Genomic DNA, 14,992 nt, shown 5'->3' with positions numbered 1-14,992 from the left:
CCGAGACTGCAATGGTCCGGCCCTCGCGGGGTTGGTTTCCCCTGCCACCCCGCCGCTCCACACGGAGCAATAGGGCGCCCGGTTACCCCCCTGACCGGGCGCCCTTTTCGTTTGCTATGTCCCTCAGTCGCCGGGCGCGGCCTTGCAGGCCGCTTGGCTTTCGCGCCATAAGGCGCGACGGCCCTTGGCCTTGCCTCCTCGCCTCAAGGGCTCGTCGGAATTCATCTCATCCGTCTAAACCGGAGTAGCCTCGATTGCGCCTCGTCACCTGGAACATCAATTCAATCCGCCTTCGCATCGATCTCCTGAGCCAGGTGGCGTCGGTGATGAATCCCGATATCATCTGCTTGCAGGAGATCAAGGTCGACGACCCCTTATTCCCCTTGGACCAATGCCGGGAGATGGGGTTCGGGCACATCGCCTTCCACGGTATGAAGGGCTATAACGGCGTGGCCATCCTGTCGCGCCTGCCCATCGCCGAGTGGCGGCCAATGTCGCGCTGCGGCCGCGACGACCGCCGCCATTTGATGGCGCGCCTGGAAAACGGTGTGCAAATCCATTGCCTCTATATCCCGGCTGGCGGCGACATCCCCGATCCCGAGACCAATGACAAATTTGCGCACAAGCTGGACTTCGTGCGCGAAATCACCGCCTGGGCCGCCGCCGAAATCAGGCCCGAGGACAAGGTGATCCTGGCTGGCGACTTCAACATCGCACCGCTGGAGAACGATGTCTGGTCGCACAAGCAGATGCTGAAGGTGATCAGCCATACGCCAGCCGAGGTGGATCTGCTCAACGCCTTCCTGGCTTCGGTGCCCTTCGTCGATGCCATGCGCCATTTCGTGCCGCCCGAGGACAAGCTGTACACCTGGTGGAGCTACCGCTCTCCCGACTGGCAGAAGAACGACCGGGGCCGCCGCCTCGACCATGTCTGGGTCACTCCCGCCCTGGCGCCCAGTCTGCGCGGCATGCTGGTGGCGCGCGAGGCCCGCGCCTGGACCCAGCCCTCCGATCATGTGCCGGTGATGGTGGATTTCGATCTGTAGGACGCCAGCTTATCCCGATGACAGCCGGTAGCCGCCGCTCTCGCTGAGCAGCACACCGGCCCCCAGTTTGCGCCGCAGCTTGTAGATATGGGTTTCCAGGGTGTGGGTATCGATGCCCGCGCCATAGCCCCATACTTCGTCCAGCAAGGTCTCGCGCGCCACCACCTGCCCGGTGGCGCCGTGAAGACGCGATAGAATGGCTGATTCCTTGGCGGTCAGGCGGAGCAGGGCCCCCCCCTCGCCATCGAGGACCGAGCGCGTTTCATCGAAACGCCAGCGGCCGATCCTGACGCCTTGGGCGGCGCGGGCGAGGATCTCTTGAATGCGCGATGCCAGGGCGGGCAGCCGCAGCGGCTTGGTTACCACCCCTTCCACGCCGCAGCAGCGCGGAAGGGTCAGCGGACCCAGCAGAAGCATGGGCAGGACGATTCCATCAGCGCGCAGGTTGAGGCACAGGGCGGGGCCGTCCAGGGATTCATCCACGACCGCCAGATCCTGGCCGGGTGCGCTTTTCCTCGCCTCCGCCAGATCGGCGGCCTCGGTCACCGTCCAATTGGCGGTACCGCGCAGATGATCGGCGACGCTCCGGCGCAGGGGAGCATCGGCAATGGCGAGGAGAATGCGGGGCGGTGCGTTCATGTTCGGCCTTTCCGATAGCCACCCTATATCACACGGCAATGTGTTCTGGCGATGAAGGCAAAGGGGCGGAACTGTGGCGGGGGATGAACACAACGGCTTTTCCTTTTTCCAGGCGGAAAAAAGGCTGTATGGTCCCAGCCGGTCGAAAAACAAAGCCTGTCCATGACCCGAAGTCTCGATACCACGCCCAAGCCGGAAGCCTTGGCCACCCCGTCCCTCGTCGCCGTCGATCGCGCCATCGCGGAACTGCGCCGTGGCGGGCTGGTGCTGGTCGGGCATGCCGAGGGTGCGGCGCTGATGATGGCGGCCGAGGCGGTGTCCGATGAAAGCCTGGCTCAATTGGCGGCGGCGGCGGGATCGCCGACCCTGTTGGCGCTTACCGGGCGGCGCGCCGGTGTGCTGGGCCTGGGCGACACCGAAAGCGGGGTGTTCCGGGTGAGTTCCGGGCATGGTTTTGACGGCGAAACAATCGCATGGCTGGCCGATCCCGGTGCCCGCTCTCTGCCCATGCCGGTGTTTTCCGGCCTGGATGCCCGCCGCGCTGGCGGTCTGGACGAAGCCTGTGTCGCCCTGGCCAAGCTGGCCCGTCTGCTGCCCGCGGCGGTGCTGGCCCTGGTCGTGTCGGCCGCTCCTGAAGCGGTGCGGGTGGAGGCCGCCCAGATCACCGGCTATCAGGAAAACGCCGCCCGTTCCCTGCGCCAGGTCAGCGCCGCCCGCGTGCCGTTGGAGAATGCCGAGAACGCCCGCATCGTGGCCTTCCGGCCCTCAGATGGCGGAATCGAGCATCTGGCCATCGTCATCGGCGACCCCGATCCTGACCAGCCGGTCCTGGCCCGTCTGCATTCCGAGTGTTTTACCGGCGATCTGCTGGGCAGTCTTCGTTGCGATTGCGGCGACCAGTTGCGGGGCGCCATCGCCGAGATCGCCCAGACCGGCAGCGGCGTCCTGCTCTATCTCGCCCAGGAGGGGCGTGGCATCGGCCTGGTCAACAAACTGCGGGCCTATGAGCTGCAAGATTCCGGCTTCGACACCCTGGACGCCAATCTCCAGCTGGGATTCGACGATGACGAGCGCATCTATCTGCCTGCCGCCCAGATGCTGCGGCTATTGGGCATCAGCCGGGTCCGGCTGCTGACCAACAATCCGCTCAAGGTCGATGCCCTGGCGCGTCACGGGATCGAAGTGACCGAGCGCGTGCCGCACGTCTTTCCCTCCAATGACCACAATCAGGGTTATCTGCGCACCAAAGCGACACGAAGCGGCCATCTGTTCTAATGGGCAGAATTTGCCGTCCGGTTTTTGCCGCAAGACCGGTTCTGCCGGGCGCGCCAATTAAATTCTTTAAATAAATCAACATGATAAAACTGGCACCATGGTTGCAGTGATGAAGGCGTTCTTCATCCGAGGTGCGCCATGTCGCTTTCCGCCGTGTCTTCCTACCAGCTTTCGGCCATGCCCGATTCGCTGGTGCCGACGCTTCCCACCGAAAATGCGGTGACGGCGGCGGAAGCCTCGAAGGCTGCAAAATCGTCCCCGGATGTGAAGCAGCTCAGCATGTTCGCCGAGGGCGATGACGCGCCGTCCTTCTGGGACCTGCTCGATGTGATCAACCCGCTGCAGCACATTCCGATCATCAACAATCTCTACCGCGAAGCCACCGGCGACAAGATCGGCGTGGCCGCCCGTCTGGTGGGGGGAACCCTGTTCGGCGGGCCGATCGGTCTGATCGCCTCGGCGGCCAATTGCATCTTGGAAGAATCCACGGGCGAGGATGCGGGTGGGCATGTGCTGGCCCTGTTCCGCGACGATGATCCCGCCAAGGGAACCGGTACGGCGCTGGCTTCGGCCGAGGAGAAGGCGCCTGCCGCCGACGCTCAATTGGCGCGGATGGAGGAGTCCCCGGTGCAGCAGAGCCAGATCCTGGCTGCTGCCGCCGCGGCCAAGGCTCCCGAGCCAAAATTGCCCGAACCCAAATCCGCCGACGATGCCAAGGCTCAGCCGCTGATCATGGGCGATCTGGTGGGCGGCGATACTCCGGCTTCGGCTCCGGTGGTCAAGCCGGTGGCCTCCCCGTCCGCCGCCGCTCCGGTCCCGACCGCCACCGAACAGGTGGCGTCAGCTGCCAACCGTCCCATGCCCCTGGGCCGTGAACCCCGCCTGATGCCCATTCCGGGTCGTAACACGCCCTTGGCCACCCAATCGCCGCCCGCCATCGGCACCACCGTGTCCAGCAATGGCTTCCGCTCCAATGCCCCGGTCACGGGATATCGCCCCAGCGCACAGCGGGCCGCCGCCGCCGCCACGGCTCAGCAAATGGCCGCCGCCCAGGCCGAAAGCTCGGGCGCCCTGACGACTCCCGGCCTTTCCGGGGGGCAGTCGGGCGACTGGTTCTCGGCCTCCATGATGCAAGCCATGGACAAATACGAGAAAAGCTCGCGCCTGGGAACGGGCGGAGCCTCAACCGTTACGGCCCAGTAATCATTAGAGTGCCGAGCCTCAAATATGAGGCGCGGTGCTGATGCGAACATTGAGCGAGCGGTCAAGGGCGCGGAGGCGCCTGCTAAGGCAGAGGGCAAAACAAATAAAGCTAAAGCGTGATGCATATTTAAGGCATCACGCTTTAGACACGATGGCCGAAAATGGCCGATCCCACCCGCACATGGGTGGCGCCCTCGGTGATGGCCGTCTCGAAATCGCCGCTCATTCCCATGCTGATCACGTCCAGGCCATGACGCCGCGCCATGTCGGCCAGCAGGCGGAAATGGGGCGCGGGGTCGTCCTCGGCCGGGGGAATGCACATCAAACCGGCCAGGGGCAGCTTGTACTCATTGCGGCAGATGGCGACCATGGCGTCCAACTGGTCGGGGTCCACACCGGCCTTTTGAGCTTCGCGGCCGGTATTGACCTGGATCAGAATGCGGGGACGCCGTCCCGTGCGTTCCATTTCATCGGCCAGGGCGCGGGCCAGTTTGGGGCGGTCGACGGTTTCGATGACGTCGAACAGGGCGATCGCGTCCCGCACCTTGTTGGTCTGCAATGGACCGATCAGGTGAAGCTCCAAGTCAGGATAGCCGCCCCGTAAATCGGGGAACTTGGCCTTGGCCTCCTGCACCCGGTTCTCGCCGAACACCCGCTGTCCGGCGGCCAGGGCTTGGGCCACGGCTTCGGCGGAGTGGGTCTTACTGACCGCCACCAGGGTGACGGATCGCTCCGGTGATGCGGCGCGAATGCGGGCGAGAATGGCGCTAAGGCCTGCGGCGATGGCGGACAAAGGGGGGGAGACTCCGTTAGAATGCGGCCATGACCCTAGCAAACCGCCGCGTTCGACTCAACAAACCGCCCCGAGCGGCGCAGCCCTGGCTGGTGCTGGTCAGCGACGAGGCGCGCCTGCCCGATCCGCGGGAGGCCATGGGCCGACTGCCGCCGGGTGCAGGGGTCATCCTGCGTCATTACGGGTCCGAGAAGCGTCAGCCCCTGGCCAAGGCGGTGGCCGCGCTGGCGCGGCAGCGCCGTCTCGTCCTGCTGGTGGCGGGGGATTGGCGTCTGGCGGCGGAGTTGGGGGCTGACGGCCTGCATCTTCCCGAGGGAATGGCCCGGCACGGGCTGTTGGCCGGAGCCTTGGGCTGGGTCTGGCGGCGCAAACGGCTGTTGCTGGTGGCCTGTCACGGCACCATGGCCTTGGGACGGGCACAAGATCTCGGCGCCCATGGGGCCTTGCTGTCGCCGGTTTTTCCCACCGCCAGCCATCCGGGGGCCGCGACCATCGGACCTGTGCGTTTTCGGCTGTGGGCCAGGCGGTCCCGAGTGCCGGTCATTGCTTTGGGCGGCATGACGCGGCATCGCCTGCGCCATCTGCCGGGCGCGGCGGGGATGGCGGCGATCGGGTCTCTGATGCCATAAAGCGGGCTGCTGCCCGCACCCGCCCGGGGCCAATGCCCCGGATCCCATTTTCATTTGAAAATGAAATGGAGGTTTGGAGGCATAGCCTCCAACCAGGGCATGGGGCGGGAGCCCCATGATGGGTCACAACTGACCTATAGCCTTGACGATCGCCGCCGCCACCGGGCGCCAATCGCCCACGGCGGGCTGGCGGAACAGGCGTGCCGTCGGGTACCAGGGCGAATCCTCGCGCCGGTCCAGCCAGCGCCATTCGGGATAGGCCGAGGCCATCAGCCAGAGGGGGCAGCCCAAGGCGCCTGCCAGATGGGCGGTGGAGGTGTCCGACGAAATCACCAGATCGCAGGCCTTCATCAGGGCGGCCGTGCCGAGAAATGCGCCGCCCGCATCGCAATCCTTGGGCAAGGGATTGAGGGGGAAGGGGGCTTCTTCCACCCGTTCGTCGCCGCCGTGGACGCTGAAGAAATCCACCCGATCGGCCAGTTCGGCCAGGGGTGCCAGATGGGCGATGGGCACCGAGCGGAAATGATCCAGATCATAACCCGGATTGCCCTGCCAGTTGATGGCCACCGCCAGCCTGCCGGGGCGGCGGATCCGGCCGCGCCAATCCTCCACTGCGGCCTCTGGCGCTCGAAGATAGGGAACGCGCCCGGCGCCGAAGGGTTCGGTGGGCCAGAGCAGCAGGGGCAGGCTGGCGATGCCCACCTTATGGTCATGGGCGGGTTCGGGCGTGCCCAGGGCGTGGTACGCAAGCCGCGGATGGGAGACGAAGCACACACGCAGCATGGCGTTCAGACGGGCGGGCAGCGAAAGGATGATACGGGCGCCACGCTCCAGAAGGGGCAGAACGAAGCGAATATATTGGAACGTATCGCCTGCGTATTGATCCTGGTCGACCAGGATGGTGGTCCCTTCCAGACGCTCGGGCAGGGTGGCGAAGCTCCTGTCGTGACGGGCCTCGTAATCGGCCCAGCCGATGGCGAAATCCTCGGCCCGCAGGGCGGCGAAACCACGATTGAAGCGGGCCAGCTTGTTGTCGGGGGCCAGCGCCACCGCCTGATCGAGGGCGGCACGGGCGGCGGCGACGTCGCCTTTCAGCAAATTGGCGTTGCCCCGGTTGATCCAGGCGCCCACATGGCCGGGATTGGCGGCCAGAACCTGATCGCACAGGGACAGGGCCTGGTCGGCTTCGCCCGCCAGATGCAGGGCTGAGGCCAGGGTGGCGGCGATGTCGGGATGGGCGGGAGCAAGGGCCAAAGCCTGGCGCAATTCGGCAACCGCCTCGGGGTAACGTCGGTCAGCCTGAAGAATCTCGGCCAGGGTCAGGCGGAAGGACAGATCATTTGGTCCGGCGGCGATGGCGCAGCGGATGGATGCTTCCGCGTCCTTTCGTTCGGCGGCACTGTTCTTGGCCAGCAGCGCACGGGCAAGATTGGCATGGGTGGCGGGATTGGAGGCGTCGAGGGAGACCGAGTGACGGATCGTCCGAATGGCCTCATCCACCTGGCCCAGCTGAAGACGGGCGCAGCCCAGCAGATGCCAAAGGCGGGCATTTCCCGGCTGGGTGGACAGCAGTGCTTCGGCGGTCCCGGCGGCGTCGGCCGGGCGGCCTTGGCTCATGAACTGCACGGCCTGTTCGAAACTGGGCTGAGTCATCATGGGCTCGCAAAAAGAAAGAGGGCGGCCGAAGCCGCCCTCCCCATGTCGAGATATCGACGACCTATTAGAAGGTCAGCGACAGACCGGTCATGGCAGTCCAACCGGAGTTGGAGTACATGCTGTTCTGGTTGGCGGTCAGGCCAGCCAGACCATCGCGCTGGTCCTTGTACTCGATCCAGCCAACCGAAGCCAGAACGTCCACGCCCGGGCCGAGGTTGTACTTGCCCGAAACCTGGTAGGCCTCGATGGTGTCGTCCTTGCCGTTACGCAGGGTGGTGTTGGACAGACCAACGACCGACGACTTGAAGTAAGCCAGCGACACGGCATACGGGCCGGAAGCGTACTGCAGACCCACGTCATAGGCGATACCGCCGAAGTCGAGGTCGCCGCCCGAACCGCCCTTGCCGCCGTAGGTGCCGGCCTGCGAGGTGCCGGACAGCACGGCGCTGGTCACGCCGCCCTGCTTGCGGTCGTCAGAGGCGCGCTGCACCGAACCACCCAGGGTGAAGCCAGCATAGGACAGCTGAGCGCCGTAGGTCTGCTGGGTCAGGGCCTTCTCGGCGCCGCCAGTGGCGGTCAGGTCGACCCACACATAGCCGGCCGAAGCCTTCACGCCCACCGGGCCGAAGGTGTTGGCGTACAGAGCACCACCGCCCCAAGCGCCGAGACGATCGGTACCGTTGGCACGGCTGTGAGCGCCGAGGCTGGTGGCGCCGACGCCGGCACCGGTACGAACGACGTTCGGGATGTACGAAGCGCCGAGGGTCAAACCGTAGAAGGACGGAGCAACGTAGGTCAGCTTCTCAGCCTTGTCGTCGGCCAGAGCCTGAGTGGAGTTGGCCGAAACGGTGTAACCAACGCGCTGGTTCATGCCCATCACGCCAGCCGGCTTGGTGATGGCCCAGTTGCCCAGCATCACGCCGCCGGAACCGAAGTTGTTGGCGGCATCGGGAGCCTGCACATGCAGCAGGGCGGTGCCGTTGTTGTGGATACCGGCCAGAACCTTACCGAAACCACCCTCGACCCAGGCGAAGCTGTTGTCGATGACGTCGGTGACGCTGTCGGAGTGACCACCGGCCATGACGGTGAACATGACGCCGACCTTCAGGCCGTTGTCCAGAGCGGTCGAACCAGAGAATTCGAGCTGGTTGAAGCCCTTGACGTCGACGTTCTGACGCTGGGAACCGGCAGCGCTCGCGCCGTTGGCGGAGGCGCCGATGGTGCCGGTGGTGCCGTTCTGGAAGCCCTTGTCCTGCCAGGCACCGACGACCCACCACTTGGAGAAGCCGCCGACATTGATCTTGATCTTCTCAGCAGCGGAGGCGGCGCCGGCGCTCAGCATGCCGGCGGCGACCAGCGCGGTGCTGGTCATAAGAATCTTCTTCATGGTATCTCCTCTCTTTGGCCTTGCGAAGACGACCCCCAATGGCCGCAACCGCTATCCAAATGAACGAACGGACGACATCAAGCCATGAGGGACGGCTAGGGTCAAGCGAGGGAGGCAGGGTCTTGTATCGAAAACCCCGCACTGTGGCACGGATGCAACACAATGGGGTTCCAGGGGCGTTCGACGGCACATCGGCGTTACCGCTTGCAGGGGACGCGCCTCTCGTAGCATTGTTGCCTGTCACGACGGCGGGTCCCTGCCGTCGGAGATATTTGGCGTGCCAACAGGCCGTATGTCGGCGTGGCGGGGTGAAGACGGTGATGACGAGGAAAATTTCGGTTGGCGCCCTGGGCGCCCTGATGCTGATGGGCGCGACCCTGGTGATGTCCGGTTGCAGCGAGACGCAGGCGGTCTATCCCACCAAGGATAAGGGCGAATCGGCGCCGCGCATGTCTAACGAAAAGCGCGAAACCATCTTCGGGCCGGAAGGTCTGTTCGGCAAGTCCAAGCCCGAGGGCGAGGGCGTGGGCATCGGCGTTAACGCCTTCTTGTGGCGGGCCTCGCTCGACACTGTCTCCTTCATGCCCATCACCACCGCCGACGCGTTCGGGGGCACCATCATCACCGACTGGTATCAGCTGCCCGAGACCCCCAGCGAGCGATACAAGGTCAATGTGTTCATCCTGGACCGCACCCTGCGGGCCGATGGCGTCAAGGTCTCGCTGTTCAAACAGGTCCGCGACGGCTCGGGCAATTGGGTGGATGTGCGCGTCGATCCCAAGATGACGGCCGATATGGAAAATTCGATCCTGACCCGCGCCCGCCAGCTGCGGATCGTCTCGACCGAATAAATCCGGTGTCCGGGCGGCCCAGAACTGCCGCCCGGCTCCAACCCTTGAAGATTCCACCTCAAAGCAATGGACGGCCCCATGTCGCGCCCGGATGGCATCAGCGGCGACCGCTACAACGTCAAGGAAACCGAAGCCCGCTGGCAGCAGGTCTGGGAGGAGAAGCGCTGCTTCGAGGCCGAGATCGCGCCGGGCAAGCCCAAATACTATGTCCTGGAGATGTTCCCCTATCCGTCGGGGCGCATCCATATGGGCCATGTGCGCAACTATACCCTGGGCGACGTGGTGGCGCGCTATAAGCGGGCCAAGGGTTTCAACGTCCTGCATCCCATGGGCTGGGACGCTTTCGGCCTGCCCGCCGAGAACGCCGCCATCTCCAACAACGTGCACCCGGCCAAATGGACGCGCGAGAACATCGCCGCCATGCGCGAGCAGCTCAAATCCATGGGCCTGTCTTATGACTGGCGCCGCGAAGTGGCCACCTGCGAGCCCCAATATTACCGCCACGAACAGAAGATGTTCCTGGATTTCCTTAAAAACGGGCTGGTCTACCGCAAGGAATCCTGGGTCAACTGGGACCCGGTGGAAAACACCGTCCTGGCCAACGAGCAGGTGATCGACGGCCACGGCTGGCGCTCGGGCGCCCTGGTGGAAAAGCGCCTGCTCTCCCAGTGGTTCCTCAAGATCACCGCCTATGCCCAGGATCTGCTGGACAGTCTGGCGACACTGGAGCGCTGGCCCGAGCGGGTCCGCCTGATGCAGGAGAACTGGATCGGCCGGTCCGAGGGCGCGCGGCTGATGTTCGATCTGGCAGGCCGTTCCGATCAGCTCGAGATCTTCACCACCCGTCCCGACACCTTGTTCGGCGCCAAATTCGTGGCCATCGCCGCCAACCATCCCCTGGCCGCCGAATTGGCGGCGGGCAATGCGGGTCTGGCCGAGTTCATCGGTGAATGCAACCGCATGGGCACGTCGGAAGCCGCCATCGAGACCGCCGAGAAGAAGGGTTTCGACACCGGTCTGAAGGCCGTGCATCCCTTCGATCCCACCTGGACGCTGCCTATCTATGTGGCCAATTTCGTACTGATGGATTACGGCTCGGGCGCCATTTTCGGCTGTCCCGCCCATGATCAGCGCGATCTGGATTTCGCCAACAAATACGGCTTGGGCTGGACTCAGGTGGTCGAAGCGGCCGCTGACCGCGAGGCGGTGACCGCCGCCATCGCCAAGGGCGAGGCCTATACCGGCGACGGCAAGGCCATCAATTCCCAGTTTCTCGACGGTCTGGCCGTGGACGAGGCCAAGGCCGAGGCCATCCGCCGCATCGAGGCGATGGGCCGCGGCGAGCGCACCATCAATTACCGCCTGCGTGACTGGGGCGTGTCGCGCCAGCGCTATTGGGGCTGTCCCATCCCGGTGATCCATTGCGAGTCCTGTGGCACCGTCCCAGTGCCCGCCGAGCAATTGCCCGTGGAACTGCCCGAGGATGTCAGCTTCGACAAGCCCGGCAATCCGCTGGACCACCATCCCACCTGGAAGCACGTGAACTGCCCGGTCTGCGGCAAGCCCGCCCGGCGCGAGACCGATACCTTCGACACCTTCTTCGAATCCAGCTGGTATTTCGCCCGCTATACCTCGCCCGACCGCCAAGATGTGGCTTTCGACCGCGCGGCGGCGGATTACTGGATGAGCGTCGACCAATATATCGGCGGCATCGAGCATGCGGTCCTGCACCTGCTCTATTCCCGCTTCTTCACCCGCGCGCTGAAGGATTGCGGCTATCTCGGGGTCAAGGAGCCTTTCGCCGGTCTGCTGACCCAGGGCATGATCTGCCACGAGACCTACAAGTCGGCGGACGGTGCCTGGCTGTTTCCCACCGATGTGGTTTCCGGTCCCGATGGCAAGCTGGTCCATGCCGTGACCGGGGCGCCGGTCACCGGTGGCCGTTCCGAGAAGATGAGCAAGTCCAAGAAGAACGTGGTGGACCCGGCAGGGATCATCGACGGCTACGGGGCCGACACGGCGCGGCTGTTCATGCTGTCGGATTCTCCGCCCGAGCGCGACCTGGACTGGACCGAGGCCGGTATCGACGGCGCCTGGCGCTATGTCAACCGGCTGTGGCGCATGGTGGCCTCGGCGGAGTTGCCCGCCGCTGGCACGCCCATGCCGGAACTGTCGACGGAGACTCTCAAGATCCGTCGTCTGCTGCACAAGACCATTGCCCAGGTGGGCGAGGATCTGGAGCGTTTCCACTTCAACAAGGCGGTGGCTCGTATCCGCGAGATGACCAACGGCCTGGGCGAACTGCCCGCCGGTGACGCGGGGGCCGCCTGGGTGCTGCGCGAGGGCCTTGAAGCCACCGCCCGGCTGATCGGGCCCATGATGCCCCATCTGGCCGAGGAGATGTGGCAGACCTTAGGCGGCGCCGGATTGCTGGCCGAAGCGTCCTGGCCGGTGGCCGACCCCGCCCTTCTGGTCGAAGACAGCGTCACCGTCGCGGTCCAGGTCAATGGCAAGCTGCGCGCCACTATCGAACTGCCCAAGGATGCCGATGCGGCCCTGGCGGAACAGACAGCCCTTGCGCAACCCCCGGTGATTTCGGCAATGTCAGGCAAACCCGCGCGCAAGGTCGTGGTCGTACCCAATCGGATCGTCAATGTGGTGGTCTAGAGCGCTTCTCCTGTTCGTTGTGATGACGCTGGGCCCGGCGGGCTGCGGCTTCAGGCCCATGTACGGCACGCCCAGCGGCGCGGCGACCGGCATGGACGCCGATCTGGCCGCCATCCGCATCGAACCCATCAAGGACAGAATCGGCCAACAGCTTCGTAACGCCATGTTGCAGCGCCTGTCGCCGCGGGGCGAAGCGGCCGACTACACCTACCGGCTTGAGATCAAATTGACCGAATCCGTCAGCAATCTGGGATTCCGCAAGGATACCTTTGCCACGGTCGCCAATCTTTCCATGTCCGCCCAGGTCTTGCTGGGTACCAATGGGGCATCGATTCTGGCGGATAATGTCACGACCACCGTCTATTTCGACCATTTGGGGCCGCGTTATGCCAGTGTCGCCGCCGAGCGCGATGCCGAGGAGCGGGCACTCAACCAGTTGGCCGACGACATCCGTAATCGTATCGCCGTAGCGATTCAGCGCTATCAGGCCAATCCCAATGACGAGCGTTACCGCCAGCGGCGCTCCATCTTCAGGGACGATCGCGTCGAGGACCGCCAGTGAAGCTGACCGGGTCGAGGATCGAGGCCTTCCTCAAGGCCCCTGATCCGGCCATGCGCGCCGTTCTGGTCTTTGGTCCCGATCTGGGGCTGGTGCGCGAAAGGGTACAGCGGCTTATCCGCTCGGTAGTGCCCGACACTTCCGATCCCTTCCGGGTTGCTGAATTGACTCCTGCCGCGCTGAAGGACATTCCGTCCCGTCTTGCCGATGAAGCCGCCGCCATGGCACTGGGTGGCGGGCGGCGCGTGGTGGTGCTGCGCGATGCCGGTGACGGCCAGAGCGGCGCGGTGTCATCCTTTCTGGCGCGGCCCATGGGCGATGCCCTGGTGGTGATCGAAGGCGGTGAATTGGGGCCGCGCTCCTCCTTGCGCAAACTGTTCGAAGGCGCCGACAACGCCGCCGCCCTGGCCTGTTATGGCGACGAGGGCGGCTCGTTGGCCGGGGTCATCCAGGAGGAATTGAAGTCTGCCGGGCTGATGGCCGAGCCCGATGCCATGGCCTATCTCACCGAACATCTGGGCGGCGATCGTCGTCTGACCAGGGCCGAGCTGGGCAAGCTGGCCCTCTATATGGGCGGGCCGGGCCGGGTGCATCTGGAGGATGCGGTGGCTTGCGTCGGCGATACCGCCGCTTTGGGCCTGGACGATCTGGCCCTGTCCACCGCCGATGGCGACCATGCCGGAGCGCAACGGGTGCTGGACCGTCTGCTGCGCGAGGGTAGTCAGCCAGTGGGCATGCTGCGCTCGGTGGCGCGGCATTTCCAGCGCCTGCATCTGGCGGCCGGGCTGATGGCCCAGGGCAAGTCCACCGATCAGGCCATGGCGGCCTTGAAGCCGCCGGTAATCTTCAAGGCCGCCGACCGCTTCAAGCGCCAGCTGTCGCGCTGGCCCGCCGACCGGCTGGGCAAGGCGCTGGACCTGCTGACGGAGGCCGAGGTGGATTGCAAGACAACAGGCATGCCCGCGGCCGAAATCGCCTCGCGGGCCTTGATGATGATCGCCCGCGCGGCGGCGAGACGATGATGACTGATAGCGGCCAACCTTTGAAACGACTCGTTGGCCGGTATCTGGCCGCCATTGCGGCGGCGGCCAAGCGGGCGGAGGCCCGCGCCCGGCGAGGGACAATAAAACAGGTCAATTCATTGGCCGGTTGGTATGACATGGCGGCGCGGCGATGATCAGAATTCTCGGAATTAATGCGGCTATCCTGCTGGCGGGGCTGGTCATCGCCGAGCTGATCTTCGGCAGCTGGATCTTCGGCCCCAGCTGGGGAACCATGAACATTCCCCGCGACGTGCGGCGGATTTTCGATGTCAGCGGCCTCTATGGCGGACCCCAGGATGCCGTCTATACCCGCGACCACTGGGGGTTGCGCGGGTCCTACAAGGATCTCGGCGCCATCGACATCCTGACCATCGGCGGCTCCACCACCGATCAGCGCTTTGTCGGCGACGGCCAGACCTGGCAGGACTACCTGGCCCAAGATCTGGGCGGTAAGGTGGTGGTCAATGCCGGTATCGACGGTCAGTCGACCGTGGGCCATCTCAGAGCGTTCGATCGCTGGCTGTCACAGATTCCGGGCCTCAAGCCCCGCTTCGTCCTGGCCTATATCGGCGTCAACGACGCTCATCTCCAGGGTCAGCAGCAGTGGGACGACATGGCCTCGCCCTCCCTGGGGCGCCGGGTGGAACGCTACATCACCAATCATTCCGCCCTGGTGCAGGTGGTCTCCACCATCCAGGGGACGCTCAAGGCCCATAAGGCCCATGTGGTTCATGGCGGGACCGATGTGCCGCGCGGCCCCTGGATCGCCGGTCATCCTCCCGCTCTGGACAAGACAGGCGATGTTGCCTTGCTGGACGCCTATGAGCAGCGGGTCGCGGCCCTGATGGGGCGTATCCGGGCCATGGGCGCCCAGGCCGTCATCGTGACCCAAAGCCGCTCGGACTATCGGGTGACCAGCACGGGCGAGCCCTTGGGCCGGGGAGCCTCGCCGCAATCGGTGGATTTCGGGTCCTGGGCCATGCAGACGGCCTTTAATCACCGTGCCATGGCGGCCTGCCGCCGCGAAGGCGGCATTTGCCTCGACCTGGGCAGCGGGCTCACCTTCGAGGACGGGGATTTCTACGACTGGGTGCACACCACGCCTCCGGGAAATCGCCGCATCGCCGCCTGGCTGGCGCCACGTCTGGCGCCGGTAGTGGGGCAGTAATCGCCTGAGGCCGAAGACTATTTGCACCCATCCCTGTCTTGTATAAGTCGGGGAACGGCCCCATTCTCCCTTGGGT

At 65.0% G+C, this 14,992-nt stretch carries 13 protein-coding genes; 9 read left to right on the top strand and 4 right to left on the bottom strand.

Features of this window, described 5'->3' with window-relative positions:
• Positions 1-254 precede the first annotated feature (254 nt).
• Positions 255-1,046: an exodeoxyribonuclease III gene (locus CCC_RS16760; protein ID WP_009870426.1), complete on the top strand. Its 792-nt coding sequence runs from the start codon at positions 255-257 to the stop codon at positions 1,044-1,046.
• A gap of 9 nt (positions 1,047-1,055) precedes the next feature.
• Here the strand turns inward: CCC_RS16760 and CCC_RS16755 are convergent, their stop codons facing one another.
• Entirely contained in the window at positions 1,056-1,685 is a 630-nt protein-coding gene (locus CCC_RS16755; protein WP_009870427.1) for a response regulator transcription factor, read from the bottom strand.
• A gap of 162 nt (positions 1,686-1,847) precedes the next feature.
• Here CCC_RS16755 and ribA point away from each other — a divergent pair, with 162 nt between their 5' ends.
• Both ribA and CCC_RS16745 read left to right on the top strand, forming a co-directional pair.
• On the top strand, positions 1,848-2,960 hold the full coding sequence (gene ribA, locus CCC_RS16750) for a GTP cyclohydrolase II (protein WP_009870428.1): 1,113 nt from the start codon (positions 1,848-1,850) through the stop codon (positions 2,958-2,960).
• Between the two features lie 138 nt (positions 2,961-3,098).
• Entirely contained in the window at positions 3,099-4,163 is a 1,065-nt protein-coding gene (locus CCC_RS16745; RefSeq protein ID WP_009870429.1) for a hypothetical protein, read from the top strand.
• 142 nt (positions 4,164-4,305) lie between these two features.
• On the opposite strand, the gene CCC_RS16740 is transcribed toward CCC_RS16745, so the two are convergent.
• Positions 4,306-4,956 (bottom strand): YggS family pyridoxal phosphate-dependent enzyme, encoded by a 651-nt coding sequence (locus CCC_RS16740; RefSeq protein ID WP_041042118.1) that lies wholly within the window; start codon positions 4,954-4,956, stop codon positions 4,306-4,308.
• 29 nt (positions 4,957-4,985) lie between these two features.
• On the opposite strand from CCC_RS16740, the gene CCC_RS16735 reads away from it, so the two are divergent.
• Positions 4,986-5,585 carry a thiamine phosphate synthase gene (locus tag CCC_RS16735; protein ID WP_041042116.1) on the top strand — a complete coding sequence of 200 codons (600 nt, stop codon included), beginning with the start codon at positions 4,986-4,988 and terminating at the stop codon, positions 5,583-5,585.
• Positions 5,586-5,708: 123 nt separating this feature from the next.
• Here the strand turns inward: CCC_RS16735 and CCC_RS16730 are convergent, their stop codons facing one another.
• Positions 5,709-7,241, bottom strand: coding sequence for a tetratricopeptide repeat protein (locus CCC_RS16730; RefSeq protein WP_009870432.1), 1,533 nt, complete (start codon positions 7,239-7,241; stop codon positions 5,709-5,711).
• A 64-nt stretch (positions 7,242-7,305) separates the two neighbouring features.
• Positions 7,306-8,628, bottom strand: a complete 1,323-nt coding sequence (locus CCC_RS16725; protein WP_041042114.1) for a porin — start codon at positions 8,626-8,628, stop codon at positions 7,306-7,308.
• Between the two features lie 320 nt (positions 8,629-8,948).
• Here CCC_RS16725 and CCC_RS16720 point away from each other — a divergent pair, with 320 nt between their 5' ends.
• The 5 genes from CCC_RS16720 (at position 8,949) to CCC_RS16700 (ending at position 14,916) form a co-directional block, all read left to right on the top strand.
• Positions 8,949-9,479 (top strand): DUF3576 domain-containing protein, encoded by a 531-nt coding sequence (locus CCC_RS16720; protein ID WP_041042112.1) that lies wholly within the window; start codon positions 8,949-8,951, stop codon positions 9,477-9,479.
• Between the two features lie 78 nt (positions 9,480-9,557).
• On the top strand, positions 9,558-12,146 hold the full coding sequence (gene leuS / locus CCC_RS16715; protein WP_041042555.1) for a leucine--tRNA ligase: 2,589 nt from the start codon (positions 9,558-9,560) through the stop codon (positions 12,144-12,146).
• Entirely contained in the window at positions 12,133-12,708 is a 576-nt protein-coding gene (gene lptE / locus CCC_RS16710) for an LPS assembly lipoprotein LptE (protein WP_041042110.1), read from the top strand. Before leuS ends, lptE begins: the two co-directional genes overlap by 14 nt.
• On the top strand, positions 12,705-13,727 hold the full coding sequence (holA, locus tag CCC_RS16705; protein ID WP_009870437.1) for a DNA polymerase III subunit delta: 1,023 nt from the start codon (positions 12,705-12,707) through the stop codon (positions 13,725-13,727). Before lptE ends, holA begins: the two co-directional genes overlap by 4 nt.
• Positions 13,728-13,878: 151 nt before the next feature.
• On the top strand, positions 13,879-14,916 hold the full coding sequence (locus CCC_RS16700; RefSeq protein ID WP_009870438.1) for an SGNH/GDSL hydrolase family protein: 1,038 nt from the start codon (positions 13,879-13,881) through the stop codon (positions 14,914-14,916).
• Positions 14,917-14,992 lie beyond the last annotated feature (76 nt).

It is taken from the genome of Paramagnetospirillum magnetotacticum MS-1, assembly GCF_000829825.1.
Taxonomy (GTDB): Bacteria; Pseudomonadota; Alphaproteobacteria; order Rhodospirillales; family Magnetospirillaceae; genus Phaeospirillum; species Phaeospirillum magnetotacticum.
The sequence above is the reverse complement of the archived record's forward strand: the minus strand, read 5'-3'. Positions and strand labels throughout refer to the sequence as shown.